The 24,135-nt window shown below is 70.1% G+C and carries 23 protein-coding genes; 13 read left to right on the top strand and 10 right to left on the bottom strand.

Annotation, left to right across the window (positions count from 1 at the left end):
- Positions 1–155 precede the first annotated feature (155 nt).
- Genes AC1DMQ_RS22355 through AC1DMQ_RS22345 form a run of 3 tightly spaced genes read left to right on the top strand, consistent with a single transcriptional unit; the run spans position 156 to position 3,493 of the window.
- On the top strand, positions 156–1,952 hold the full coding sequence (locus AC1DMQ_RS22355; RefSeq protein WP_477035789.1) for a glycoside hydrolase family 15 protein: 1,797 nt from the start codon (positions 156–158) through the stop codon (positions 1,950–1,952).
- Positions 1,953–2,002: 50 nt separating this feature from the next.
- Positions 2,003–2,707, top strand: coding sequence for a helix-turn-helix domain-containing protein (locus AC1DMQ_RS22350; RefSeq protein WP_477035739.1), 705 nt, complete (start codon positions 2,003–2,005; stop codon positions 2,705–2,707).
- Positions 2,708–2,725: 18 nt separating this feature from the next.
- On the top strand, positions 2,726–3,493 hold the full coding sequence (locus AC1DMQ_RS22345; RefSeq protein ID WP_477035738.1) for a CPBP family intramembrane glutamic endopeptidase: 768 nt from the start codon (positions 2,726–2,728) through the stop codon (positions 3,491–3,493).
- Here AC1DMQ_RS22345 and AC1DMQ_RS22340 read toward each other — a convergent pair.
- Positions 3,490–3,720, bottom strand: a complete 231-nt coding sequence (locus AC1DMQ_RS22340) for a hypothetical protein (protein WP_477035737.1) — start codon at positions 3,718–3,720, stop codon at positions 3,490–3,492. The genes AC1DMQ_RS22345 and AC1DMQ_RS22340 overlap by 4 nt on opposite strands.
- 93 nt (positions 3,721–3,813) lie before the next feature.
- Between AC1DMQ_RS22340 and AC1DMQ_RS22335 the strand changes: the two genes are divergently transcribed.
- Positions 3,814–4,395 (top strand): TetR/AcrR family transcriptional regulator, encoded by a 582-nt coding sequence (locus AC1DMQ_RS22335; protein ID WP_477035788.1) that lies wholly within the window; start codon positions 3,814–3,816, stop codon positions 4,393–4,395.
- A gap of 41 nt (positions 4,396–4,436) precedes the next feature.
- Positions 4,437–5,444 carry an acyltransferase family protein gene (locus AC1DMQ_RS22330; protein ID WP_477035736.1) on the top strand — a complete coding sequence of 336 codons (1,008 nt, stop codon included), beginning with the start codon at positions 4,437–4,439 and terminating at the stop codon, positions 5,442–5,444.
- Between the two features lie 7 nt (positions 5,445–5,451).
- Here AC1DMQ_RS22330 and AC1DMQ_RS22325 read toward each other — a convergent pair whose 3' ends face one another.
- The 5 genes from AC1DMQ_RS22325 to AC1DMQ_RS22305 form a co-directional block, all read right to left on the bottom strand.
- Positions 5,452–6,345, bottom strand: a complete 894-nt coding sequence (locus AC1DMQ_RS22325; RefSeq protein ID WP_477035735.1) for an alpha/beta fold hydrolase — start codon at positions 6,343–6,345, stop codon at positions 5,452–5,454.
- A gap of 98 nt (positions 6,346–6,443) precedes the next feature.
- Complete coding sequence (gene ku / locus AC1DMQ_RS22320) at positions 6,444–7,316, bottom strand: non-homologous end joining protein Ku (RefSeq protein ID WP_477035734.1); 873 nt, start codon at positions 7,314–7,316, stop codon at positions 6,444–6,446.
- Between the two features lies 1 nt (position 7,317).
- Positions 7,318–8,763: an alpha,alpha-trehalose-phosphate synthase (UDP-forming) gene (locus tag AC1DMQ_RS22315; RefSeq protein WP_477035733.1), complete on the bottom strand. Its 1,446-nt coding sequence runs from the start codon at positions 8,761–8,763 to the stop codon at positions 7,318–7,320.
- Positions 8,760–9,536, bottom strand: coding sequence for a trehalose-phosphatase (otsB, locus tag AC1DMQ_RS22310; RefSeq protein WP_477035732.1), 777 nt, complete (start codon positions 9,534–9,536; stop codon positions 8,760–8,762). The genes AC1DMQ_RS22315 and otsB overlap by 4 nt, the downstream gene beginning before the upstream one ends.
- 187 nt (positions 9,537–9,723) lie before the next feature.
- The gene (locus tag AC1DMQ_RS22305) at positions 9,724–10,410 is read right to left on the bottom strand and encodes an AcvB/VirJ family lysyl-phosphatidylglycerol hydrolase (protein WP_477035731.1); all 687 of its coding nucleotides are present in this window, start codon (positions 10,408–10,410) and stop codon (positions 9,724–9,726) included.
- Between the two features lie 122 nt (positions 10,411–10,532).
- On the opposite strand from AC1DMQ_RS22305, the gene AC1DMQ_RS22300 reads away from it, so the two are divergent.
- From AC1DMQ_RS22300 to AC1DMQ_RS22290, 3 genes are all read left to right on the top strand, one after another.
- On the top strand, positions 10,533–10,937 hold the full coding sequence (locus tag AC1DMQ_RS22300) for a putative quinol monooxygenase (protein ID WP_477035730.1): 405 nt from the start codon (positions 10,533–10,535) through the stop codon (positions 10,935–10,937).
- Positions 10,938–11,048: 111 nt separating this feature from the next.
- Positions 11,049–11,423 carry a BlaI/MecI/CopY family transcriptional regulator gene (locus tag AC1DMQ_RS22295; RefSeq protein WP_477035729.1) on the top strand — a complete coding sequence of 125 codons (375 nt, stop codon included), beginning with the start codon at positions 11,049–11,051 and terminating at the stop codon, positions 11,421–11,423.
- Positions 11,420–13,141 carry a M56 family metallopeptidase gene (locus AC1DMQ_RS22290; RefSeq protein WP_477035728.1) on the top strand — a complete coding sequence of 574 codons (1,722 nt, stop codon included), beginning with the start codon at positions 11,420–11,422 and terminating at the stop codon, positions 13,139–13,141. Before AC1DMQ_RS22295 ends, AC1DMQ_RS22290 begins: the two co-directional genes overlap by 4 nt.
- A gap of 10 nt (positions 13,142–13,151) precedes the next feature.
- Here AC1DMQ_RS22290 and ligD read toward each other — a convergent pair whose 3' ends face one another.
- The gene (gene ligD / locus AC1DMQ_RS22285; protein WP_477035727.1) at positions 13,152–15,923 is read right to left on the bottom strand and encodes a DNA ligase D; all 2,772 of its coding nucleotides are present in this window, start codon (positions 15,921–15,923) and stop codon (positions 13,152–13,154) included.
- 52 nt (positions 15,924–15,975) lie between these two features.
- On the bottom strand, positions 15,976–16,422 hold the full coding sequence (locus AC1DMQ_RS22280; RefSeq protein WP_477035726.1) for an MmcQ/YjbR family DNA-binding protein: 447 nt from the start codon (positions 16,420–16,422) through the stop codon (positions 15,976–15,978).
- A 78-nt stretch (positions 16,423–16,500) separates the two neighbouring features.
- On the opposite strand from AC1DMQ_RS22280, the gene AC1DMQ_RS22275 reads away from it, so the two are divergent.
- From AC1DMQ_RS22275 to AC1DMQ_RS22260, 4 genes are all read left to right on the top strand, one after another.
- Positions 16,501–17,316 (top strand): 2-keto-4-pentenoate hydratase, encoded by an 816-nt coding sequence (locus AC1DMQ_RS22275; protein WP_477035725.1) that lies wholly within the window; start codon positions 16,501–16,503, stop codon positions 17,314–17,316.
- Positions 17,317–17,462: 146 nt separating this feature from the next.
- Complete coding sequence (locus tag AC1DMQ_RS22270; protein WP_477035724.1) at positions 17,463–18,737, top strand: MFS transporter; 1,275 nt, start codon at positions 17,463–17,465, stop codon at positions 18,735–18,737.
- Positions 18,738–18,824: 87 nt separating this feature from the next.
- Positions 18,825–19,862, top strand: coding sequence for an oxidoreductase (locus AC1DMQ_RS22265; protein ID WP_477035723.1), 1,038 nt, complete (start codon positions 18,825–18,827; stop codon positions 19,860–19,862).
- Positions 19,859–20,326: a heme-degrading domain-containing protein gene (locus AC1DMQ_RS22260; protein ID WP_477035722.1), complete on the top strand. Its 468-nt coding sequence runs from the start codon at positions 19,859–19,861 to the stop codon at positions 20,324–20,326. The genes AC1DMQ_RS22265 and AC1DMQ_RS22260 overlap by 4 nt, the downstream gene beginning before the upstream one ends.
- A 79-nt stretch (positions 20,327–20,405) precedes the next feature.
- On the opposite strand, the gene mrdA is transcribed toward AC1DMQ_RS22260, so the two are convergent.
- Both mrdA and AC1DMQ_RS22250 read right to left on the bottom strand, forming a co-directional pair.
- Complete coding sequence (gene mrdA / locus AC1DMQ_RS22255; RefSeq protein ID WP_477035721.1) at positions 20,406–22,388, bottom strand: penicillin-binding protein 2; 1,983 nt, start codon at positions 22,386–22,388, stop codon at positions 20,406–20,408.
- Positions 22,389–22,662: 274 nt separating this feature from the next.
- On the bottom strand, positions 22,663–22,851 hold the full coding sequence (locus tag AC1DMQ_RS22250; RefSeq protein ID WP_477035720.1) for a hypothetical protein: 189 nt from the start codon (positions 22,849–22,851) through the stop codon (positions 22,663–22,665).
- 241 nt (positions 22,852–23,092) lie between these two features.
- Between AC1DMQ_RS22250 and AC1DMQ_RS22245 the strand changes: the two genes are divergently transcribed.
- Positions 23,093–24,135: MgtC/SapB family protein (locus tag AC1DMQ_RS22245; RefSeq protein ID WP_477035719.1), on the top strand; the 1,043-nt coding region annotated here is incomplete at its 3' end.

Here is a 24,135-nt window from a genome sequence, read left to right as displayed (position 1 = left end):
CCGGCGAAGGCCGGGACCCAGATGGCAAGGCTGGGTGTTGGCTCCACAAGCTCAGCGCCCTTCCAATTAGCCTCTCCGCTTTGGGATCTGGGTCCCGGCCTTCGCCGGGATGAGCGGATTAAAAATTGAAGCGTAAAAGCGAGCGGAACCACGACATGCCGCAGAACCTCGACCTCTTCCCGATCGGCAACTGCGCCGTCAGCGCCCTGATCGACCGCTGCGGGCGCTTCGTGTGGGCCTGCGCGCCGCGCATCGATTCCGACCCCGTGTTCAGCTCGCTGCTGGGCGGACTGGAGCCCGGCGATCCCACCGCCAAGGGCACCTGGGAGGTGGCGGTCGACGGCGCCAAGACGGTCGAGCAGGAGTACCTGCGCAACACCCCGATCCTGCGCACGGTGATCACCGACGCCGACGGGGCCAGCGTCGAGATCATCGACTTTTCCCCCCGCTACCAGCAGTTCGGCCGCAGCTTCCGCCCCACGGCCTTCATCCGCCTGATCCGCCCCCTGACCAGCGTGGCGCGGATCACCATCCGCCTGCGCCCGACCGCCGAGTGGGGCTCACGCGCGGCCGACACCACCCACGGCTCCAACCACATCCGCTTCCTGTGCTCGGACATGACCCTGCGCCTGTCCACCGACGGCCCGGTCTCGCACATCCTGGAGGAGCGCACCTTCCGGCTGGAGAAGCCGGTCGCCATGTTCCTGGGCGCCGACGAGGGCTTCAACGCCGACATCGGGGCCACCTGCAACCGCATGCTGCAGCAGACCCAGGAATACTGGATGGACTGGGTGCGCGGCCTGGCCGTGCCGCTGGACTACCAGAGCGCGGTGATCCGCTCGGCCATCACCCTGAAGCTCTGCATGCACGAGGAGACCGGGGCGATCGTCGCGGCCATGACCACCTCGATCCCCGAGCACGCCGACAGCGGCCGCAACTGGGACTACCGCTACTGCTGGCTGCGCGACGCCTATTACGTGGTCCAGGCCCTGAACCGGCTGGGCGCCGTCGACATCCTGGAGAACTATCTGGGCTACCTGCGCAACATCGTCGACCGGGCGGCCGGCGGCCATATCCAGCCGCTGTTTGGCGTGGGCTTCGAGCCGCAGCTGACCGAGCGCTTCGCCCCCGCCCTGCCCGGCTATCGCGGCATGGGGCCGGTGCGCATCGGCAACCAGGCCTTCGAGCACCAGCAGCACGACGTCTACGGCCAGATCATCCTGTCCACCGTCCAGGCCTTCTTCGACGAGCGCCTGCTGCGGCCCGGCACGGTGGAGGACTTCCAGAACCTGGAGCCGGTGGGCGAGCGGGCCTTCCAGTTGCACGACCAGCCGGACGCCAGCCTGTGGGAGTTCCGCGGCCGGGCCAACGTCCACACCTATTCGGCGGTGATGTGCTGGGCGGCCTGCGACCGGCTGGGCAACGCCGCCGCCCGCCTGGGCCTGGCCGACCGCGCCGACTTCTGGAACGACCGCGCCGCCAAGGTGCGCGCCACCATCGACCAGCGGGCCTGGAACGAGACGCTGGGCCGCTACGCCGCCACCTTCGAGGGCGACGAACTGGACGCCAGCCTGCTGCAGCTGGTCGACCTGCGCTTCATCGAGGCCAACGACCCGCGCAACGCCGCCACCGTGGCGGCCATCGAGGCGGGTCTGCGCAAGGGCTCGTACCTGCTGCGCTACGCCATCCCCGACGACTTCGGCGCCCCGCAGACGGCGTTCAACATCTGCACCTTCTGGCTGGTCGAGGCGCTCTACCTGGCCGGCCGGATCGAGGAGGCCCGCGCCCTGTTCGAGGAGATGCTGGAGCGCCGCACCACCGCCGGCCTGCTGTCGGAGGACATCGGCTTCGCGGACGGCGAGCTGTGGGGCAACTATCCGCAGACCTATTCCCTGGTCGGGCTGATCAACTGCGCGGTGCTGCTGAGCCGGCCGTGGACCTCGGTGCGGTAGATGACACCGCTTTAAGCTGCCTGGTCCGCCCAGCCTGCTAGGGTGGCGGCATGTCGCGCGCCCGCCCCGACCTTCGCCAGGCCCTGCCGCCGGGCCAGACCATCCCTCGCCACATCCATGACGAGGCCTATGCCGCCGTGGTGCTGGCCGGCGGCTACGAGGAGGCCGGCGAGCGGGGTCGCTGGCGCGTGCGGCCCGGCGACGTGCTGATCCACGGGGCCTTTTCCAGCCATTGCGACCAGATCGCCGGCCAAGCCCTGATCCTCAGCCTGCCCCTGCCCGCCGTGGTCGACGACCTGCCCGGCATGGCCCGCGCCGCCGATCCGGACCTGCTGGCCCGCCTGGCCCAGCGCGATCCGCGCGAGGCGACCACCGCCCTGCTGGAGACCCTGCTGCCCGGTGAGGTCCCTCTGGCCGACGCGCCCGACCTGATGGCCCAGGCGCTGTCGGGCGACGACACGCCGGGGATCCAGGCCTGGGCCCGCGACCAGGGCGTCGCCCGCGAGACCGCCTTCCGCTGGTTCCGCGACTGCTATGGCGTGGCCCCCTCGCGCTTCCGTGTGGAGGCCCGGGCCCGACGCGCCTGGACGGCGATCGTCACCGGCGACGCGTCGCTCGCCGAGATCGCTGTCGAGACCGGCTTTTCCGATCAGGCCCACATGAGCCGCGACGTCAAAGCCCTGACCGGTCGCCCGCCGGGCCAGTGGCGTTTGCAAGCTGGGCTGCAACATCGGTTCAAGACCGACGCGGCCTGAGGCTGGGACAAGGTCGGCATGACCGACACCGCCCTGCCCTCGCCCCGCCCCTTCGTCGAACTGACCGACTTCAAGTTCCGCCTCTGGCCCATCGTGCTGGCGGCGGTGCTGATGCAGGGGATCCTCGTGCCCTGCCGCGAGGCCGCGCGCTGGATCGACAAGTCCAACATCGACCTCTTCCACCACCAGGCCTGGGTGTTCATGGGCCTGGCCATGCTGCTGCAGGCGTCGGCGGGCGTGATCGGCGTCCTGGTGATGCAGCGGCTCCTGCCCCAGTCGGACGGCCATCTGCGCTGGCCGCCGGGCCGAACCTACCTGTTCCCCGCCGTCGGGATCGGCCTGGCCATGGCGCTGATCATGCTGGTCGCCGACTATTGGCCGCAGTTGCTGAGCCACACCGCGCCCGAGGTCAACTATCCGGGTTCGGCGGCCGGCTGGCTGTCGATGATGCTGCTGGCCGGCGTCAACGAGGAGCCGATCTTCCGCGGCCTGCTGGTCGGCATGCTGACGGTGCTGGTCCCCGGCCGCCTGCGGATCGGACGGCTGGACCTGCCGGTGGCGGCCTACATCGTCGCGGTGATGTTCGGCCTGGCCCACTACGACAGCTTCCTGCACCAGCCGCTGCACCTGGCCATCGCCCAGCAGCTCTACGCCTTCGCCTTCGGCCTGACCTATGTCTGGCTGATGGAGCGCACGCGCAGCCTGCTGGCCCCGATGGTCGCCCACGGTCTGAGCGACGCCGTCGAGGTGGGCGCGGTGATGTTCCTGGCGGCGGCCTGGAGCTAGACGCTCTCCGGCGCGATCCGCGCGTGGGCGTCCGTCAGGTGGAAGCCGTGGGCCTCGATATCGGCCAGGCAGGCGTTCGGATCGACCCCGGCGTGGGGTTCGTCGGGGTGGATCTCGATGGTCTTGAACGCGGTCCAGGGCGCGTAGGCCGCCGGCAGGTTCGCGCCATCGGCCTGGGCCGTGAAGCCGAAGATCCGGCCGGGTCCTCGGAACGTGTGGACAAGCATGGGTCGTCTCCGGATTTCGAAAGGGCTTGCGGTCGCGCCCGACGCGCTTGACACTGTGTCAAGCCACTCTCGTCTAGCGCCGGACTTTACACCCTGTCAAGCCCACCCCAGACCACCCGCGCCCGCATCCTCGAGGCCACGCTCGCGCTGATCCAGCGCGCCCAGGGCCCCATCGCCATGGGGGCCATCGCCAAGGAAGCCGGGCTGTCGCGCCAGGCGCTGTACCTGACCTTCGCCGACAAGGCCGACCTCTTCGTGGCCCTGCTGCGCTATGTCGACGGCAAGCGCGGCCTGGTCCAGGAACTGGCCGCCATCCGCGAGGCGCCGACGGCCCTGGAGGCGCTGGCGATGGTCCTCGACCTGCAGGCCCGCCTGAACCCCGGCTACAAGCCCATCGTCGACGCCTTCGAGGTGTTGCGCCGCCAGGATCCGGCGGCCGAGAGCGCCTGGCGCGACCGCCAGGACCACCGCCTGGAGGGCAGCCGGGCCGTGGTCACGCGCCTGGCGGCGGAAGGACGGCTGCGTCCCGGCCTCGATCCGGCGCTTGCCGCCGACGTCCTGTGGACCATGACCTCGGTCGCCGCCTGGGACGATCTGGTCACGCAACGCGGCTGGACGGCGCAGGCCTATCGCGAGCACCTCCACGCCCGGATCGTCGCGTCGCTGGTCGCCTAGCGCCTCTTGCGAAACCGGCCGCGATCCTCAAGAACCGACGGGTGACGGAACACAGGACACAACGCCTCGCCGCCTTGGACGGCCTGCGAGCGGTGGCGGCGCTGGGGGTGCTGCTGTACCACGTCGCCGGCTGGACGGGCCGGCAGGGCGTCTTCGCCCATGGCTATCTGGCGGTGGATTTCTTCTTCTGCCTCAGCGGCTTCGTCCTGGCCCACGCCTTCCAGCGGCGCGATATCGGCTGGCCTGCCTATCTGTGGATCCGCGCCGTGCGCATCTGGCCGCTGCTGGTGCTGGCGACACTGGTCGGCGCGGTGCTGACCTCCAACCACAGTCCTCCGTTCTGGCCGAACCTGGCCCGCGGGCTGCTGTTGATCCCGCGCCTGGGCCATCCGCCCGACTATGCCTTCACGAGCCTCTTCCCCTTCAATCCGCCGGCCTGGTCGCTGTGCCTGGAAGTGATCGTCAGCGCTCTTTGGTTCCCGCTGCGCCGCGTCCCCGACCTGTTCGTGGCCACGCTCGTCTTCGGCTGCGGCGCGTTCATGATCTGGGGCGTCTGGGGCATGAACGGAATCGAGACCGGCTGGGACCAGGCGACCTTCTGGTTGGGCGTGGCGCGGGCGACGTACAGCTTCTGCCTGGGCTGGCTGAGCTGGCGCTATCGCGCCCTGGCGCCCCGCCCGCGCCTGTGGCTGCCCGCCGCGATCCTGCTGGCGGTGCTGGCGACGCCCTTGATACCGGGAGGCTACTGGAACGGCGCCTATGACCTGGCCTGCGTGACCGTACTGTTCCCGATGCTGGTGCTGATGGGCGCCCACGATCCCAAGGGCGCGGCCGGCGCGGTGTGCCGGACGACGGGCGAGGTCTCGTACCCGCTCTATGCGCTGCACTGGGCGACTTGGGCGGTGATGCTGCGGCTCTATTCGGACGGCTGGCGAACGGAGCTGCCGCTGTGGTTCCCGGTCCTGGCGATGGTCGTCGCGCCGGCCGTGGCCTGGGCCGCGTTCCGGTTCTACGACGCGCCGGTGCGGCGCTGGCTGCGGGCGCGCTGAACGCCGCTCAGCAGCGCCGCTGGCCCGCCCACGGCTGCGCACCGTCCAGCCAACCCACGGCGTCGACCACGTAGTCGCGCTGGGCGTCGAGGATCGAGGTGTGGCTGGCGAAGGCGTCGATGACCACCGCGCGGCAGGCGCGATCGGCCGGAGCGACCTGGGCGGCGCGCCAGGCGCGGTCCAGCGGCTTGTCGGGCGTCCGGCTGGCGACGATCACGGCCACGGGGATGGTCGGCCGCAGCGGCGGCAGGGCGTCGACGGCGGCTAGGCCCGGCAGGAAAGCCCGCACTTCCCGCAGCCCGGCCTGGATGCTGGTCCGCCCCGTCCACGCCGACCGCCGACGGGCCGCAGCCTCGGCCGCCGGCGAGATGTCGTCCATCAGCGGGACCAGGCGGGTCAGGCCGACGGCGCGGGCGGTCGGGGTGAAGGCGGCCAGCCGCGCCTCGCGCTCCAGGTCGACCCGGGCCAGCGGCTGGTCCTTGACGTCGGTCCCCACCGCGTCGACCAGCACCAGACCGGCCGTGCGCTCGGGCCATATGCGGGCGAAGGCCTCGACATAGAGCCCGCCATTCGAATGTCCCGCCAGGATCACCGGCGCGTCGCCGACCTTGCGCGCCACCAGGGCCTCCAGCCGCGTGGCGACGGCGACGGGCGAGCGATCAAGGTCGTGGATTTCCGCCAGCCCCATGCCGTCGCGGTCGTAGGCGCAGACCTCGCCGCCCCGCGCCAGCCGTTCGGCCACCAGCGACCAGTCGGCCGCCCCGCCGAACGCGCCGGCCTCCAGGATCACGGTGGGCCGCGAGGTCCTGGCGCCCAGGCATTCCAGCTCGCCGCTGACCTTGGGGGTCGACGCCTCGAGGCTGACGCAACTGCTCGTCGCCAGGGCGATGACGCCCAGCACGACGGCGCGCGGGAGGAATTTCGGAAAACGGCGTGTCACTCACCCGCAGAAGCGGCGCGTCGCGGCGGATGACAAGCGCAAAAACGCCGCAAGGCCTTCTAGGAGGCCTTCTTGCGCTTGGCGGGCGCTTTTGCCGCGGCCTTCCTGGGCTTGGCCGCCGACTTGGTCGTGGAAGAATGGGCCGCCGATGCCCCCGGCTTGTGGCCCAGGCTCTTGCGCAGGGCCTCCATCAGGTCGACGACGTTGGTGTTCTCCGGCTCCTCGACCGTCACCTTGGCCTTGCCGCCCTTTTCCTTCTGCTTGATCAGGGCTCGCAGAGCGTCCTCGTAGCGGTCCTTGAACTGGCTGGGATCGAACGGGCCTTCCTGCTGCTCGATGATCTTCTCGGCGATGGCCACCATCTGCGGGTCGGCCTTGCGGTCGGGGATGTCGTCGAACAGCTCGGCCGCGTCGCGCACCTCGTCGTGGCTGCGCAAGGTGTAGCAGACCAGGCCGTTGTCGCGCGGCTCGATGGCCAACAGCCGCTCGCGGGTGTGCATCACCACCCGGCCCAGGGCGATCTTGCCCGCCCCGGCCATGGCGTCCCGGATCACGGTGTAGGCGTCTACCGCAAGCTTGCCGTCCGGCACCAGGAAATACGGGTTGTCCCAGTAGAGCCGGTCGATGTCGTCGGCGTCGACGAAGCGCTCGATGTCGATGGTGCGGGTGCTTTCCAGCCGCACGCTCTCGATCTCTTCCGGCGTCAGGATCACATAGTGGTCCTTCTCGTACTCGTAGCCCTTGACCAGGTCGGCGCGGTCGACCGGGCCCAGGTCCGGATCGGTGGCGACCATCTTGATGCGGTTGTGGGTCTTGGGGTGCAGCAGGTTGAACCGCACCTCGCCGCCGGGCGAGACGGCCGTGTACATCGCCACCGGACAGGTGACGAGGGACAGCCGCAGGTGGCCTTGCCAGGTGGGTCGCGCGGCCATGCTAGCTCCTCCCCCCGGCCCGCACGGTAAGGGCGGGCGGGATCTTGATCGTCGGCTTGGCGACGGCAACCGGCGTCGGATCGCGCAGCTGGGCCACGAAGTCGTCGCGCCAGGCGGTGACGTCCTGGCGGGTGACATTGTCGATCAGGCTCTCGAAGCGCCGCTTGCGCTCGTCGAGGTCCATGTTCAGCGCCCGGGTCAGGGCGTCCGAGATCTCTTCGGGGCTGTTGGGATTGATGATCAGCGCCTCCTTCATCTGCCGCGCGGCGCCGGCGAAGCGCGACAGGATCAGCACGCCGGGGTCCTCCGGCGCCTGCGAGGCGATGTACTCCTTGGCCACCAGGTTCATCCCGTCGCGCAGCGGCGTGACCAGGGCGGCCTTGGAGGCCCGATAGACCCCGGCCAGCTCGTCGCGGCGATAGCTGCGATTGAGGTAGCGGATCGGGTTGTAGTCCATGTCGGCATAGGCGCCGTTGATGTGGCCGATCAGGCCGTCCAGCCGCGAGCGCAGGTCCTGGTAGGCCTCGACCTCGTCGCGCGACAGCGGCGCGATCTGCAGCAGCATCACCTCGCGGCGCGCCTCGGGATTGTCGCGCAGGAACTTCTCGAAGCCGATCAGCCGCTCCTCCAGCCCCTTGGAATAGTCCAGGCGGTCCACGCCCACGACCATCTTGCGGAACACGCTGTGGGCCATCAGCCGGTCGTAGACCCGCAGGGCGCGCGGACTGTCCTTGATGCGGGCGAAGTCCTCGGCGTCGATGCCGATCGGGAAGGCGCCGGCCGTGGTGGTCTGGCCGAAAGCCGTCAGCCGCCCGTCCTCGGTCCGCTCGCCGCCCACCTCGTTGAACACATAGCCTTCGAAGGCCTGGACGCTTTCCTCGGTCTGGAAGCCGATCAGGTCGTAGTGGAACATCGCCTCGACCAGCGGCCGGTGGCGCGGCAGGGTCACGACCAGTTGGTGGGCCGGCCAGGGAATGTGCAGGAAGAAGCCGATGCGGTTGGTCACGCCCAGCCGCCGCAGCTCCCGCGCCATCGGGATCAGGTGATAGTCGTGCACCCAGATCACGTCGTCGGGCTCGATCAGCGGCAGCAGCGTCTCGGCGAACCGCTTGTTGACCCGGTCATAGCCCTCGCCGAACGAGCGGTCGTAGGCGGTCAGGTCGACGCGATAGTGGAACAGCGGCCACAGCGTCTTGTTGGCGTAGCCGTTGTAATATTCCTGGTAGTCGCCCTCCTCGAGGTCGACCGTGGCCACGGTCACGCCGTCGGCCTTCTGCATGTTCAGTTGGCCGGTGAACTCGGTGGTGGTCTTGCCGCTCCAGCCGAACCAGATGCCGGAATATTCGCGGAGGGCCGCGGCCAGGGCCATGGCCAGGCCGCCGACGCTCTCGTCGCCCTTGCCCGTCGGCGGGTTCACGCGGTTGGAAACGACGATCAGACGGCTCATGCGGCGGCCTTTCCTATTGAGGCGCCCAGCCAGCCCAGCACGGCGTCACAGTCGTTCAAGCGGTAGGCAGCCTGGGTGGGGCGTTCGGGACCGACCAGCACGCCGTAGCCGCCCAGGCGGGCGGCGGCGGCGAAGCCGTCCTCGTCGGTCAGGTCGTCGCCGACGAACACCGGGGTCGCGCCGTCGAACGGCGCCTCGCGCAGGAAGGCGGCGACCGACTTGCCCTTGTCCTGGCCCGGCGTGCGCAGCTCGGCGACCATGTCGCCCAGCTGGACCACCAGATGCGACGACTGACCTAACCGCTCAGCCGCCTCGATCACCGCGTCGGCGGCCGAGGGCACGTTGCGATAGTGCAAGGCGACGCTGAGGCCCTTGTCCTCGAACAGCAGGCCCCTATCGCTGCGCGCCAGGTCCCGCAGCACATCGCGGGCGTGTTCGAGGTCGGGGTGCGGCTGGACGCGGTCGACGCCGTGGGCGCCGCGCCGCACCAGGCCGTGGACGGCGGCGACGTACTTCACTCTGTCTTCCAGGATGCGGTCGAGGTCTTCCAGCCCGCGCCCGCTGACGACGGCCACGCGCCCATCGAGGACGCGCGTCAGCTCGTCGAGCAGCGCCGCGCGGCGTGCGTCGGGGCCGACCTGTTCGGGCCGGGGCATGATCGGGGCCAAGGTTCCGTCAAGATCGAGAAACAACGCCGCGCGGGGCGGCAAGGCGACTGGTGGTGGCGGCAAATCGTTCGACGCATGCCGAACGACTGACCCGAACGCGGTCATGGCGAGAAGGCCCTCTCCGATGTCTACAGGCCTTTGAAACGCACGTTGGCGGGGTTTCGATCCCCGCGATGCGGCGAAGCTGCGTCACGATCCGCTCACGCGGATGTGCGCGGGCGCCGGTTACCCAAAGCGCTTTCGAGCGAAATGGAAGCCGGTTCGCGTGAAGAAGCGCGCGAAAGCGGAGAACCTAGAGCTTAGCGGCCTTCAGCACGGCCTGGCCCAGGCCCGCATAGTCGCCGTCGAAATGGTGGCCGCCGTGCAGCCTGACCTGGCGGATCGTGGCCGCCGGCAGGGTCGGACAGATGTCCAGCCGCTCCTTGTCGCCGTAGATGCAGGTCATCGGCAGGCCCTTCAGCGCCTCGACCGCCGGGGCTACCGGGAAGGAGTCCCGCGTGGGTCGGTTCAGCCAGCTGGCGGGGTGGAAGGTCAAGTCGCCGTGCGGGCCCACGCCGATCAGCACCACGCTCCTGATCTGGCCGCGCAGGTCGGCGGGCAGCAGCGGCACGATGACCGGCAGGGCGTCGGCCCCGAACGAATAGCCGACCAGCACGATCTTCTGGCGGCCCCATCGCGCCTGGCGCAGGCGCAGCTGGTCGGCCAGGTCGTCCGCCACGGCCTGGGCCGGGCGTTTGTTCAGGAAATAGCGCAGCGAATTGACGCCCAGCACCGGGATCCCGTCGCGCGCCAGCGTCTTGGCCACGCCGCGGTCCAGCGCGCCCCAACCGCCGTCGCCGGAGTAGAGCACGGCCAGGGCGTCGCCGGGCGCCGCGGCCGGCGTCTCGATCAGGCGCGGCGCGACCGAGGCCTCGGCGATCCCGGCGAAGGCCAGGCCGAGGACGGCGACAAGGGTCAGCAGGCGCGTGCGCGGGCTCATGGTCCAGTTATCGCGCCCGATCTTGGCTTTGGCGGGGCGAAGGCGGGGCGAGGTCGGGGCGGACGCGTTGCCGCCGCGCGTCCGACGTCCTAACTGAGATACCGTCCCCGGGAGCCTCCGCCATGAACCGACGCCTGCTCGCCAGCCTCGCCCTCGCGGCCTGCGCCCTGTCGCTGGAAGGCGGTGCGATGGCGCAGGCGTCCAACACCGCGATCGCCGAGGCTAAGATCGTCCGGATCGCCGAACTTGAGATCGACCCGGCCCAGCTGGACAGGTACACGGCGGCCGTGAAGGAAGAGATGGAAATCTCGGTTCGCACCGAGCCGGGAGTGCTGGGGATCTATTCCGTCGCCGAGAAGGACAATCCTTCGAAACTCCGGTTCTTCGAGATCTACGCCGACGAGGCCGCCTACCAGGCGCACATCCAGTCGCCGCATTTCCGGAAATACTACGAGACCACCAAGACGATGATCACCTCGCGCAAGTTGATCGAGACGACGCCCGTCCTGTTGGCCGCCAAGCCGTAACCCCCCTCTCGCTCGAAACGCCCCGTTCCAGGTTACGGCGAATTCACTTCACCCGGCCCACTACACATGTAACGCTACACCTGTAGCGAACCATGCCCCGTGGAGGCCGCCGTGATCGAAGCCCTGCCCCGACGCGAACGCGAGGTCTTCGAGACCCTGTGTCGCCTGGAAACCGGCACGGCCGCCGGCGTCCGTGGCGCCCTGTCCGATCCGCTCAGCGACTCCGCCGTGCGCACCATGCTCTCGCGCCTGGAGGCCAAGGGCCTGGTCGAGCGCACGTCCGGTCCCGACGGCTTTCTGTACAGCCCCGTCCAGCGCACCGAGGCGGTCGCCGCCGGCGCCCTGAAGCGGATGATCGACACCTTCTTCGCCGGCTCGGCGGCCAGCGCCGCCACCGCCCTGCTGGGCCTGGGCCAGCGGCTGACCCCCGAGGAGGCCGCCGCGCTCGAGCAGGCCATCGATCAGGCCGTGGAGCGCAAGCCATGACCTGGGCCCTGCTCCTGTCCCTGCTGGTCAAGTCCAGCCTGGTCGCCGGCGCCGGCCTGGCCTGCGCCCGGTTCCTGACCCGACGCCCCGTCGAGCGGGTCGACATCCTGCGCGCCACGGTCTGCCTGCTGCTGGCCCTGCCGGTCATCATGAACGCCCTGCCGACGATGGAGCTGGCCCTGCTGCCGGCGTCCCCGCCCGCCGCGCCGCTCGCCGTGGTTTCGCCGGACGCACCCGCCGCGGTCGCGAGCCTGGCGGCGTCGGGCATGCCGGCCTGGCCTTCGTTCCATCCGACGCCCGACCTGATCGGCGGCCTGTGGCTGCTGGGCTTCGCCGCCGTCGTCGGCCGGCTGCTGGTGGGGCTGCACACCCTGAACCGCTGGACCCGCCAGGGGCGCGCGGTGGAGTGCCCCGACTGGCTGGCGCCGCTGGAGCGCCTGTCGCCGGAGGACCGCCCCGGCCTGGTGGCCAGCGACCGGATCGCCAGTCCGCTCAGTTGGGGCGTCGCGCCGGGCTTCATCATCGTCGATCCGGCCAGCCTGGCCGAACGCCGGGCCGCCTCCGCCATCTTGGCCCACGAACTGGCCCACTTGCGCCGTCAGGACTGGATCTTCCTGGTGCTGTCGCGGCTGGCCCTGGCGATGTTCTGGTTCAATCCGCTGGTCTGGCGGCTCCACACCGTCCTGGCCGAACGCTCGGAGGAAGCGGCCGACGCCGTCGCGCTCGAGACCGTCGACCGCACGCTCTACGCCAAGGCCCTGATCAGCCTGGCCGCCCAGCCCATCCCTCTGCGCCATCCCCTCCGCATCGCCGCGACCGCCATGGCCGCCGACGCCCGAACGCTGAAGACAAGGATCGCCTGCATCATGACGAACACCTCCGCCCGCCGCCGGCCTTTCACGGTGGCCCTGACCGTCGCCGCCCTGGCCGCCGTCGCGACGCCGCTGGCCGCGCTGGCCGTCACCCGCCAGGACTGGGTCGCGCCGCCGGAGCCGCCCGCCCCGCCGCCGGTCCCCCTGGTCGCCGCCCCGCCCGCGCCGCCCCTGCCGCCGCTTCCCCCTCTGCCGCCCGCGCCGCCGGCCCCGATGATCGCCCTGGCCGAGCTCGCCCCGCTGTCGCCCGTTCCCCCGCCCCCTCCTCCGCCGCCGCCCGAGCCGCCGGCCCCGCCGCCGCCGCCCGAACCGCCGCCGCCTCCGCCTCCGCCGCCGGAAGCCCTCGGCTACAGCTACTACTACCGGTCCGCCACGCCCGAAGAGCGGCAGGCCGCGACCGAGGCGCGCGCCCGCGCCGCCGAAGCCCGCCGCCAAGCCGCCGAGAGCCGGGCGCAGGCCCACATCGCCCGCCACGCCGCCGAGCGGGCCAGGGTCGAAGGCGAACGAGCCAGGGTCGAGGCCGAACGCGCCAGGGCCGACGGCGAATGGGCCCGCCAGATCGGCGAGAAGGCCCGCGAGGAAGCCGCGCGCCAGATGGTCCAGGCCCGCGTTCAGATGGCCCAGGGCGCCGTGCAGATGCGCAACGGCGCCCAGCAGATGCGCCAGGAAGCCGCCCGCCTGCGCGACCCCGCCTATCGCGCCAAGCAGATCGAGGACAACCGCGCCCGGGGCAATGTCGTCACCGACGCCGAACTGCGCGCGCTCGCCGACCGCCTGCCGTCCCAGGCCGACGACCTGGACCGCCAGGCCGACCGGTTAGCGGCCGACGCCCGCAAGCCGACCTAGACGGGGCGCCTCACCCCAGGCGCTTGATAGCCGCCTTCAGCGGCTTGGCGGCGTCGAAATAGTCTTCCCAGGCCGTGCTCTTGGCGATCAGGTCGGGGGCGGTGCGGATCGTGTACTTGGTCGGGTCCAGCCCCGCCTTCACCTGGGTCCAGTTCAGCGGCATCGACACCGTGCCGCCGGGCCGGGCCCGGGCCGAAAGGGGCGCCACGGCGGTCGAGGTGCGGTCGTTGCGCAGGTAGTCCAGGAAGATCCGCCCTTCCCGCGCCTTCTTGCTCATGGTGATCAGGTACTTGTCCGGCGCGTCGGCGGCCATGCGGGCGCAGACCTCGCGGGCAAAGGTCTTGGCGGCGTCCCACGGGACCTTGTCGGACAGCGGCGTGACGACGTGCAGGCCCTTGCCGCCAGTGGTCTTGCAGAAGCTGGCCAGGCCCAATTCCTCCAGCCGGTCGCGGATCTCGCGGGCCCCGGCGATCACGTCCTCGAAGGTGACGCCCGGCGCGGGGTCCAGGTCGAAGACCAGCCGGCCGGCCACCTCGGGATCGTTCGGCTGGCAGTTCCACGGATGGATCTCGACGCCGCCGATCTGGGCGGCGGCGACCAGGGCCTCGACCCGGTCGAAGCGGATATAGGGCTGCTTGTCGCCCTTCACGCTGACCTGCTCGATCAGCGACGACATCCCGCGCATGGCGTGGCGCTGGAAGAAGGTCTCGCCCGTGATGCCGTCCGGGACCCGGATGATCGAGGCCGGCCGGCCCTTCACGTGCGGCAGCATCCACTCCCCGACCGCGGCCATGTAGCGGGCCAGGTCGATCTTGGTCCCCGGCGCGCCGTCGACGTCGGGCCACAGCGGCTTGTCGGGCTTGGAGATCGTCACGCCCAGCACGACGCTGTCTTCCTTGGCGGTGACGATCGTCTGGGACTTGGGCGCGGGCTTTGCAGCCGCCTTGGGCGTCGGCTCGGCCAGCTCGGCGCTTTCGGCCGACGCCGGGACTTCGGCCTCGACCTCGGCGGCGGGCTTGTCCTCGCGCAGGCCCTTGAACGCCGCCTGGCGGATCGCGCCGTCGCCGGTGAAGCCGGCATATTCGATCTCGGCCACCAGCTCGGGCTTCACCCAGTGGACGTTCTCGGCCCCGCGCGGTGCGTTCTTGCCCTCGAACGGCGAGGCCTTGGTCTCCAGCGCCTTCAGCCGGGGCAGCAACTTGGCGACCTTGTCGCGGCCGAAACCCGTGCCGATCCGGCCCACATGGGCCAGCTTGCCGTCGCGATAGACCCCGGCGATCAGCGAGCGGAAGGCGCTGCCCGTCGTGGTGTAGCCGCCGATCACCACCTCGTGCCCCGCCCGGCACTTGGCCTTGGTCCAGGTCTCGCTGCGGCCCGAGCGGTAGGGCGCGTCCAGCCGCTTGGAGATGATGCCCTCCAGCTCCAGCTTGCAGGCCGACAGCAGCACCGCGTCGCCGGCGGTCTCGAAGTGGTCGACGAAGCGCAGGCGCGGCTCGTCCTCGCCCATCATCGCCTTCAGCCGCGCCTTGCGCTCGCGCAGCGGCAGGTCGCGCAGATCCTCGCCGTTTTCCGCCAACAGGTCGAAGGCGAAGAAGATCAGGTCGCCGGTGTCGCCGTCCGACAGCGCCGCCTGCAGGCCGGCGAAGTCGGGCTGGCCGGCCGCGTCCAGGGCCACGACCTCGCCGTCCAGGATGGCGTCGGGCAGGTCCGCGGCCGCCTCGGCGATGGCGGCGAACTTCTCGGTCCAGTCCAGGCCCTTGCGCGTGCGCAACACCGCCCGGCCGTCCTCGACGCGCAGTTGCACGCGGTAACCGTCGAACTTGATCTCGTGCGCCCAGCCCGGGCCGGCCGGCGGGCGGTCGAGCGACTTGCACAGCTGGGGTTCGATGAACTCGGGCAGGACGGCGGGCTTCTTCCCCCCCTTCTTGTCATCCCGGGCGGAGCGAAGCGCAGACCCGGGACCGCGAGAAGCGCGGCGCTCAGGCGTCGGTCCCGGATCGGCGCGCTTCGCGCTTGTCCGGGATGACACCGAGGGGGATGGAGCGAAGGTTCGCGTTTCTTCGGCCTCCCTGGCCAGCGCCTCGCGCTCGGCCTTGGTCCGCGAGCTCCACACCGCGTCGCCCTTGCCCTTGGTCTTCAGGATGAACGGCGAAGGCCCCTTGCCCTTGCCGGCCGCGATGTCGGCCATGGTGCGGCCCGAGGCGATCGAGGCGTCCTCCTCCAGAACCAAAGCCCCCCCGCCAGGCCGCGCGGCGGCGTCCTTGTGTTTGATCAGCAGCCAGTTCGACCGCTTGCCCCCTTCTTGTCGCTTGGGGCCGTCCTTGGCGTTGCGGTCCCAGTTCATCCGCACCAGCACCCACGAACCGTGCAGGCGCTCGCCCTCCAGCACGAACTTCAGCTCGCCCTTCTTCAGCGCCTTGCCCACGTCCTCGAAGCCGGGCTCGGGGCTCCAATAGCCGCGGTCCCACAGCTGCACCGTGCCGCCGCCGTACTGGCCCTTGGGGATCGTGCCTTCGAAGTCGCCATAGTCGAGCGGATGGTCCTCGACCTCGACCGACAGCCGCTTGTCGGCCGGATCCAGGGACGGGCCCTTGGTCACCGCCCACGACTTCAGCACCCCGCCGACCTCCAGCCGGAAGTCGTAGTGCAGCCGGGTGGCGTCGTGCTTCTGGATCACGAACCGCGCGTGCGGAGCCGAGTCGACGGCCTCGTCGCCGCTGGGCTCGGCGGTCTTCTGGAAATCGCGCTTGCGACGATATTCGGCGAGCTGTCCGTGGGCCATGGCGGGGCTCCGTGTCGTGCCTGATGAAGGCGCACGACGGGCGAGCGGTTCCCTACCGCTCCGCGTCGAAACGCTTGACCAGGCTCTTTGGGGCGACCGCGCGCCAGGCGTCTTGCAGCAGCGCGCTCAATTCCGCCGTCTCGACCGCTTCGAGCCGCACCAGCACGGCCGGATAGCCGCGATAGTGGTCATCCTCGAAGAAGATCTCCGGCGCGGCCTCGATCAGCATCTCCTTCTTCTCCAGCCGGCAGCGCACGGCCAGGACGCCCGGCACGAGCTCTCGTGGCCCCTTCGGCGTGGCGCGGGCCAGATAGGGCCAGGACAGGCCCTTGCCGCGCACCGAAAACGCCAGCGAATCCTCGGATTCACCCGCCTCGATCTCGGGAAGGGTCAGGACCGCACGCCGGATTTTGGGATGATCGATCATCAAAGCCCATGAAATCCCGATGACAGGGGCATGACAATCCCTTGCCACCGGTGTCGCGTGGCCGATTGTCAATGACACCGGTTTCCATTATGCGTGACCAAAGCCCGTTTAACGGGACTGTAGAGTGTAACGCGAGGGAGGATTCGCGGCGTGACCGTTTCCGAGGCCGAGAGCGAGGTGTTCGCACCGGCATCCATCGCCCCACAATTCGTCGAGGCGCGCCTGAAGGGCGTGTCGGTTCCCGGCTATCCGGGCGGCGTGCTGCCCAAGTCCATGGCCGACGGCTATGCCGTCCAGGACCTGGCGATCGACATGTGGCCTGACGAGCTGGTGGGCTGGAAGGTCGGCCTGGTTCCCCCGCAGCACCGCGAACGCCTGGGCGCCGAGCGCCTGGCCGGCTGCATCTTCAAGACCAAGGTCTGGAACGCCGGCGAAGCGCCGACGCCGTTCCGCGCCATCGCCGGCGGCTTCACCGCCGTCGAGGCCGAATTCATCATCCGCCTGGGCAAGGACGCTCCGGCCGACAAGACCCAGTGGACCGCCGAGGAAGCCGCCGAATACGTGGGCGAGCTGATCGTCGGCATCGAGATCGCCGGCAGCCCGCTGGCCACCATCAACCAGCTGGGCCCGCCCATCGTCGCCTCGGACTTCGGCAACAACGACGGCCAGATCCTGGGCCCGGTGGTCGAGAACTGGCGCGACATCGCCTGGGAAGACATGCCCGCCGAGACCTTCATCAACGGCGTGTCCGTCGGCAAGGGCGGCGCGTTCTCGATCCCCGGTTCGCCGCTGGCGGCCCTGGCCTTCCTGCTGGGCCACGTCGCCTCGCGCGGCCGCCCGCTGAAGAAGGGCATGCTGGTCACCACCGGCGCCAGCACCGGCATTCACGACATTGCGGCCGGGGACACCTCCCGCGTAGACTTCGGCCCGTTCGGAAGCGTCGCCTGCGTCGCGGTCCCGGCCTAGGGCCTGGTCGCGCATCAGGCGTGTTTTGTTCTACCGCGTCTCTCCAAGCGAACAGGTTTCCTCTTCGCTTGGAAACGCTCTAACGATCGGAAAACCGGCGGGGGCGTCGGAATAACTACAAGCCTAAGGGTGAGGATGTGACGTCCATGGACGCTCCAACGATGCCGGCTCCGTCTGCGAAGATCGGGCGGTACAGGTGGGTCATTGTCGGCCTGCTGTTCCTGGCGATGGTGATCAATTACGTCGATCGCCAGACCATCGGCCTGCTGAAGGCCGACCTGTCGAAGGAATTCGGCTGGGACGAGACCCACTACGCCGACCTCGTGTTCTATTTCCAGCTGGCCTACGCCATCGCGTACCTGGCCTGGGGCAAGATCATGGACAAGATCGGGGCCCGCTGGGGCTTCGGCATCGCGTTCCTGATCTGGCAAGTCGCCCACATCGGCCACGCCCTGGCGCGCGGCTTCGGCGGTTTCGCCATCGCCCGCATGGGCCTGGGCGTCGGTGAGGCCGGCGGCTTCCCGGGCGGCATCAAGGCCGTGGCCGAGTGGTTCCCCAAGAACGAGCGCGCCCTGGCCACCGGCATCTTCAACGCCGGCACCAACATCGGCGCCATCGTCACCCCGCTGGTGGTGCCGGGCATCGTCCTGGCCTTCGGCTGGCAGATGGCCTTCATCGTCACCGGGATCGCCGGCCTGGTGTGGCTGCCGCTGTGGCTGATCGTCTATCGCCGCCCGCGTGAGCAAAAGCGCCTGTCGGCCGCCGAACTGGCCCACATCGAGCAGGACCCGGCCGACCCGGTCGAGAAGATCGGCTGGGCCAAGCTGCTGACCAAGAAGGAAACCTGGGCCTTCGCCCTGGGCAAGTTCCTGATCGACCCGATCTGGTGGATGTTCCTGTTCTGGCTGCCCGACTTCCTGGGCAAGCGCTACGGCCTGGACCTGAAGTCGTTCGGCCCGCCGCTGATCGCCATCTACCTGCTGTCGGACGTCGGCAGCGTGGGCGGCGGCTGGCTGTCGTCCAACTTCATGAAGATGGGCTGGAGCATCAACAAGGCCCGCAAGATCACCATGCTGATCTGCGCCCTGCTGGCCATGCCGGTGGTGTTCGCGGCCAATGTCGACAACCTGTGGGTCGCCGTCCTGATCATCGGCGTCGCCACCGCCGCCCACCAGGGCTTCTCGGCCAACCTCTACACCCTGCCGTCGGACGTGTTCCCCCGCGGCGCGGTGGGTTCGGTCGTCGGCATCGGCGGCATGCTGGGCGCCTTCGGCGGCATGGTGTTCTCCAAGTACATCGGCCAGGTGCTGGACAAGATCGGCACCTACACCCCGATCTTCCTGGTCGCCGGCAGCGCCTATCTGGTCGCCCTGCTGGTCATCCACCTGCTGACCCCCAAGATGGAGCCGGTGAAGATCTAGCGGTCCTCATCAGCGCCTGAAGAACGAGCCCCCGGTCGCGAGATCGGGGGCTTTTTCTTTGCCCCCTAGGAAAGGCTATAAAGACCCATGTCCTCCCCCCTCCCCTTCAAGGTCGCCCTGGTCGGCTATGGCTTCGTCGGCAAGGCCTTCCACGCCCCGCTGATCGCCGCCACGCCCGGCCTGCTGCTGCACACCGTGGTCTCCAGCGACCCCGCCAAGGTCCTGGCCGACCATCCGGGCGTGAAGGTCGCGCCCGACCTCGACGCCGTCCTGGCCGACCCCGAGATCGACCTGGTGGTGATCGCCACCCCCGATCCCCTGCACGCCCCCCAGGCCCACGCGGCCCTGGACGCCGGCAAGGCCGTGGTCATCGACAAGCCGTTCGCGGTCACCCTGGACGAGGCGCGCGCCGTCGCCGACCACGCCCAGCGGGCCGGCAAGCTGCTGAGCATCTTCCACAACCGCCGCTGGGACAGCGACTTCCTCACGCTCAAGGCCCTGATCGCCGACGGCTCGCTGGGCGAGATCGTGCAGTATGAGAGCCATTTCGACCGCCACCGTCCGGTGGTCCGCGACCGCTGGCGCGAGAAGCCCGGGGCCGGGGCCCTGCTGGACCTGGGTCCGCACCTGATCGACCAGGCTCTGCAGCTGTTCGGCCCGCCCCAGGCGGTCTATGCCGACCTCGCGGTCCAGAAGGACGGCGGCCAGGCTCCGGACTACTTCCACCTGGTCCTGCGCTATCCGCGCCTGCGGGTGCTGCTGCACGCCAGCCAGATGACGATCGATTCCCGCCTGCGCATGGCCGTGCATGGGACCAAGGCCAGCTTCCACAAGGAAGGCCTGGACGACCAGGAGAACGCCCTGAAGGCCGGCGTCGTCCCCGGCTCGGAAGGCTGGGGCGCCGATCCGCGCCCCGGGACCCTGACTGTCGTCGACGGCGAGGGAACCGCCAGCCGCGTGGTCGAGGGCGTGCCCGGCGACTACCTGGCCTATTACGCCGCCATCCGCGACGCCCTGTCGGGCCACGGCGCCAATCCCGCCCCGCCCGAGGAGGCCCTGGCGGTGATGGAGTTGATCGACCTGGCCGCCCGCAGCGCCGCCGAAGGCCGCGAGCTGTCGCTGTGAACGACACGGACCTGCTGGCCGCCATCGCCGTCCAGGAAAAGGCCCTGGTCTTCCAGCGCTTCACCCTGGAGACCGCCTGGACCCTGGGGACCGCCCTGCGCGACGCCGCCCTGGCCCGCAATGCGCCGGTGGCCATCGACATCAGCCTGCGCGACCGCCCGCTGTTCCACGCCGCACTGCCGGGCGCGGGTCCCGACAACGCCGAGTGGGCGCGCCGCAAGCGCAACGTGGTCCTGACCCTGGCCACCAGCACCCTGGCCGTGGCCTTAAAGCTGAAGGCCTCGGGCGAGACCCTGGAGGAGCGCTACGGCCTGGCGCCCCGCGACCATGCGGCTCACGGCGGCGGCTTCCCGCTGACCCTGGAAGGCCTGGGCTGCATCGGCGCGATCACCGTCTCGGGCCTGCCGCAGGTCGAGGACCACGGCCTGGTGGTGGAGGTCCTGGAGCGGGTGCTGAAAGGCTGAAGCGGAGTTTGGGGACACGCGCGTGCGCATGTCCCCGTCAGAAGCTGGGGACATGCACTTGTGCGTGTCCCCAATCGCATCAACCTTCGGAATCAACCGCCAGCGGCGCGTCTCCAGCCCCCAGGTCGCTCTCCTCTTCCCCTTCGTCCGGCGCTTCCGGCAGCGGCATGGGCCGCTCGATCCGCGCCCGGATCTCGGGGTCCTTCAGCAACGCCACCCGCATCACCTCGCGTGCCCGGGGCGCCGCGGCGCTGGAGCCGAACTGGCCGCCGTGCTCGATGATCACCGACAGGGCGTAGCGGGGATTGTCGTAGGGGGCGAAGGCGATGAACAGGTTGTGGTCCTTCAGCTTCCAGGCGATCCCCTGGTTGCTGCGCGAGGCCCCGGCCGCGTACTGGCGCACCTGGGCCGTGCCGGTCTTGCCGGCCATCTTCACGTCGCCCAGGCCCAGCTGGCTCTGCTTGAAGGCCCCGCCGGTCGGGTCGTTGGCCACGGCAGCCATGCCGGCCCGCACGATCTCCAGGTGCTCCTGGCTGAACGGCAGGTCCGGCACGGCGTCGCCCTGCGGCTGCTCGACCCCGCCCACCGACTTCACCAGGCGCGGATTGAGCGCCTTGCTCCCGTTGGCCAGCCGCGCGGTCATCACCGCCAGCTGCAGGGCGTTGACGTTGATGTAGCCCTGGCCGATCCCGTACGGCACGCTGTCGCCCGGATGCCAGACCGGGTCGCGCTTGAAGGCCTTCTTCTTCCAGTCGCGCGTGCCGACCAGGCCCTTCTTCTGGCCGGGAATGCCGATGTCGAAGGTCCCGCCGTAGCCGAAGGCCTTGGCCGCGGCGGCGATCGGGTCGGGCCCGATGCGCAGGGCCATCTGGTAGAAATAGACGTCGCAGCTGTTCTTGATGGCGTCGTGCATGTTCTGCACGCCGTGGCCGCCCTTCTTGTGGCAGTGCCAGACCCGGCCGCCGAACGACCAGCCGCCGGTGCACAGCACCCGCTCGGTCGGGTCCACCCCGGCCGTCAGGGCCGCCATGGCCACCGTCGGCTTGAAGGTCGAGCCCGGCGGATAGGTGCCGGTCATCACCTTGTCCAGCAGCGGCTTGCGCTCGTACTCGGCCAGCGCGCGGTATTCCGGCCCCGACAGGCCCTTCACGAAACGATTGGCGTCGAAGCTGGGGGCCGAGGCCATGGCCAGCAGATCGCCGTTGCGGCAGTCCATGACCACGATCGCGCCGCTCTCGTCGCCCATCACCTCCAGGGCGCGGTTCTGGATGTCGGCGTCGAGCGTCAGGCGGATGTCGGCGCCGGGCTTGGCCGGGATGTCGCCCTCGGGATCCAGGCGCACGGTGCGGCCCTGGGCGTCGACCTCGGCCTTGTTGGCCCCGGCCTGACCGCGCAGGGGGCGGTCGAAGGCCTTCTCGACCCCCAGCTTGCCGATCCGGAAGCCCGGATGGTGCAGCAGGGCCTGGTCCTGGTTCGGGTCGTCCTTGGCCTTGTCCAGGTCGCGGTCCGAGACCTTGGCCACGTAGCCGATCACGTGGGCGAAGGCGCCGCCGAACGGATAGACCCGCACCTCGCCCATGTCGGCGGTCACGCCGGGCAGCTCGGGCGCGCGGATGTTGACCCGCGAGAACTCCTCCCAGGTCATGTCCTCCATCACCGCCACGGGGGCTTTCTTCGGCGCGTGGGCCAAGTCCTTGATCAGGCGGGCGCGGCGCGTGCCGTCGATCGGGACCAGCAGGGCCAGCTCGTCCAGCACGGCCCCGGCGTCGAAGTCCCTGGACTCCTTGCTGACCATCAGGCGGAAGTTGGGGCGGTTGGAGGCCAGGGCCACGCCGTTGCGATCATAGATCGCCCCGCGCGGCGGCGAGACCAGGCGGTAGTTGAACTGGTTGCCGGCCGAAAGCTTCTGGTAGCGCCGGGCCTGGACCAGCTGCAGCTGCGCCAGGCGTCCGCCCAGGGTCAGCAGTCCGACGCCGGCCAGGCCGCCCATCAGGAACGCGCGGCGATGGAACACCCCCTGCCGCTCGTTGACCTCGGAAAAGAAGATCGTCGGTTCGCTCATCGCGCCGCCCCTCGAAGAGGCGCCATGACGGCTGCTTTCGCCAGCTTAGGCGGCGTCGCTCGACAACGCGACGACGTCGCGGCGGCCAGGGAAATCATGGTGTGGGGGTGGCCGCGGGCTAGGGTTGATCCGCCCCCAGAGTGGGCCCCCGCGCGCCGCCGTCAATGGTCTGGCTTGAAGCCTGCGGACAACATTTCCGTGAACGGGCGGCGCTCACGGCGAAGCGGCCGCCACCGGCGGCCGCCGGCCTCCCCGCCGTCGCGGAAAAGCCTGCTCAGGTGCCGCCGATCTGCAGGCCGATGCCCCAGCCTTTCACCAGCCCGACGATCAGCAGGACGATCATCGCGACCCCGGCCAACGAGACCAGGACGGTGATGAAGGTGATCGGCGAGATCAGGATCCAGGGAAGGACGGCCACGGCCGCCGCGACGAGAAAACCTAGGATGTACAGGAAGATACGCATGAAACGCCCCATTCCTTGTTGTCGTGGGACGTTGACACACAAACATCGATTCCACAACTTTGATGAGAGATTAAAGTCAAGCTCGCGCAATTGGATCGGTTCGGGAGAGCCGCTCGCCCCGACGGCAGTCGAGAAACGGCGCGGTTCGAGGTTTTGTCGGGTTGTTCGGTCAGGCCACGGATCATAGGATTCGATCGTGAGACCTCGGCCCCCGGCCGGACGTGCTCGGGAGCCAGACGCCTTGCCAGCCCCCTTGGACCCGCTTCTGCTGAACCTGCTGGTCGCGCTGGGCGTGGGCCTGCTGATCGGGACGGGCCGCGAGCACGCCTCGGGCCACCCGGGCGCTCCGACCGACGCGGGCGTGCGCACCTTCTCCATCGCCGCCCTCGGTGGCACCGTGGCGGTCGCCAGCGGCGGCGTCCTGCTGCTGGCGGTCCTGAGCTCGCTCATCGCCGCCCTGGTGGGCCTGAGCTACTGGCGGAACCGCGAGAAGGAGGGGCCCGGCCTGACGACCGAGTTCGCGATCCTGCTGACGGTGCTGGCCGGCGGCCTGGCCATGAAGGCCCCCTCGGCCGCCGGCGCGGTGGGCATCGTCACCGCCCTGCTGCTGTCCAGCCGCGAGCGCCTGCATCACTTCGTGCGCACSGTCCTGACCGAGGACGAGGTGCGCTCGGCCCTGATCCTGGGCGCGGCCCTGATCGTGGTCATGCCGCTGCTGCCCGACCGGCAGATGGGCCCCTACGAGGCGCTCAATCCCAGGTCCGTCTGGCGGCTGGTGGTGCTGGTGCTGSYGATCGGCGCGATCGGCCACCTGGCCACGCGGGTGCTGGGYTCGCGGTTCGGCCTGCCGATCTCGGGCCTGGCCTCGGGCTTCGTGTCCAGCTCGGCGACGATCGGGGCCATGGGCGCGCGGGCGGCCAAGGACCCCAAGGTGATGACCTCGGCCGTGGCSGGSGCCGTGCTCTCSACCGTCGCCACCGTGATCCAGATGGCCGTGGTGGTGGGGGCCACCAGCCCGGCCGTCCTGCRRGCCATGGCCGCGCCCCTGCTCGGCGCTGGTCTGGTCGCCGCGGGCTACGGCGCGRTCTTCACCATCGCGGCCCTGCGCACGCCGCCGCCCAAGGGGGAACAGGAGCCGGACAAGGCCTTCAGCCTGGCCGGCGCCCTGATCTTCGCCCTGACCCTGTCGGTGGTGCTGCTGGCCTCGGCCGCCCTGCGCGCCGAGTTCGGGGAGTCCGGCGCGATCCTGGCGGCCGCCGTCGCCGGCTTCGTCGACACCCACGC

It is taken from the genome of Caulobacter sp. 05L422 (assembly GCF_056397765.1).
Note: the sequence above shows the minus strand (reverse complement) of the source record. Positions and strands in the feature narration are given on the sequence as shown.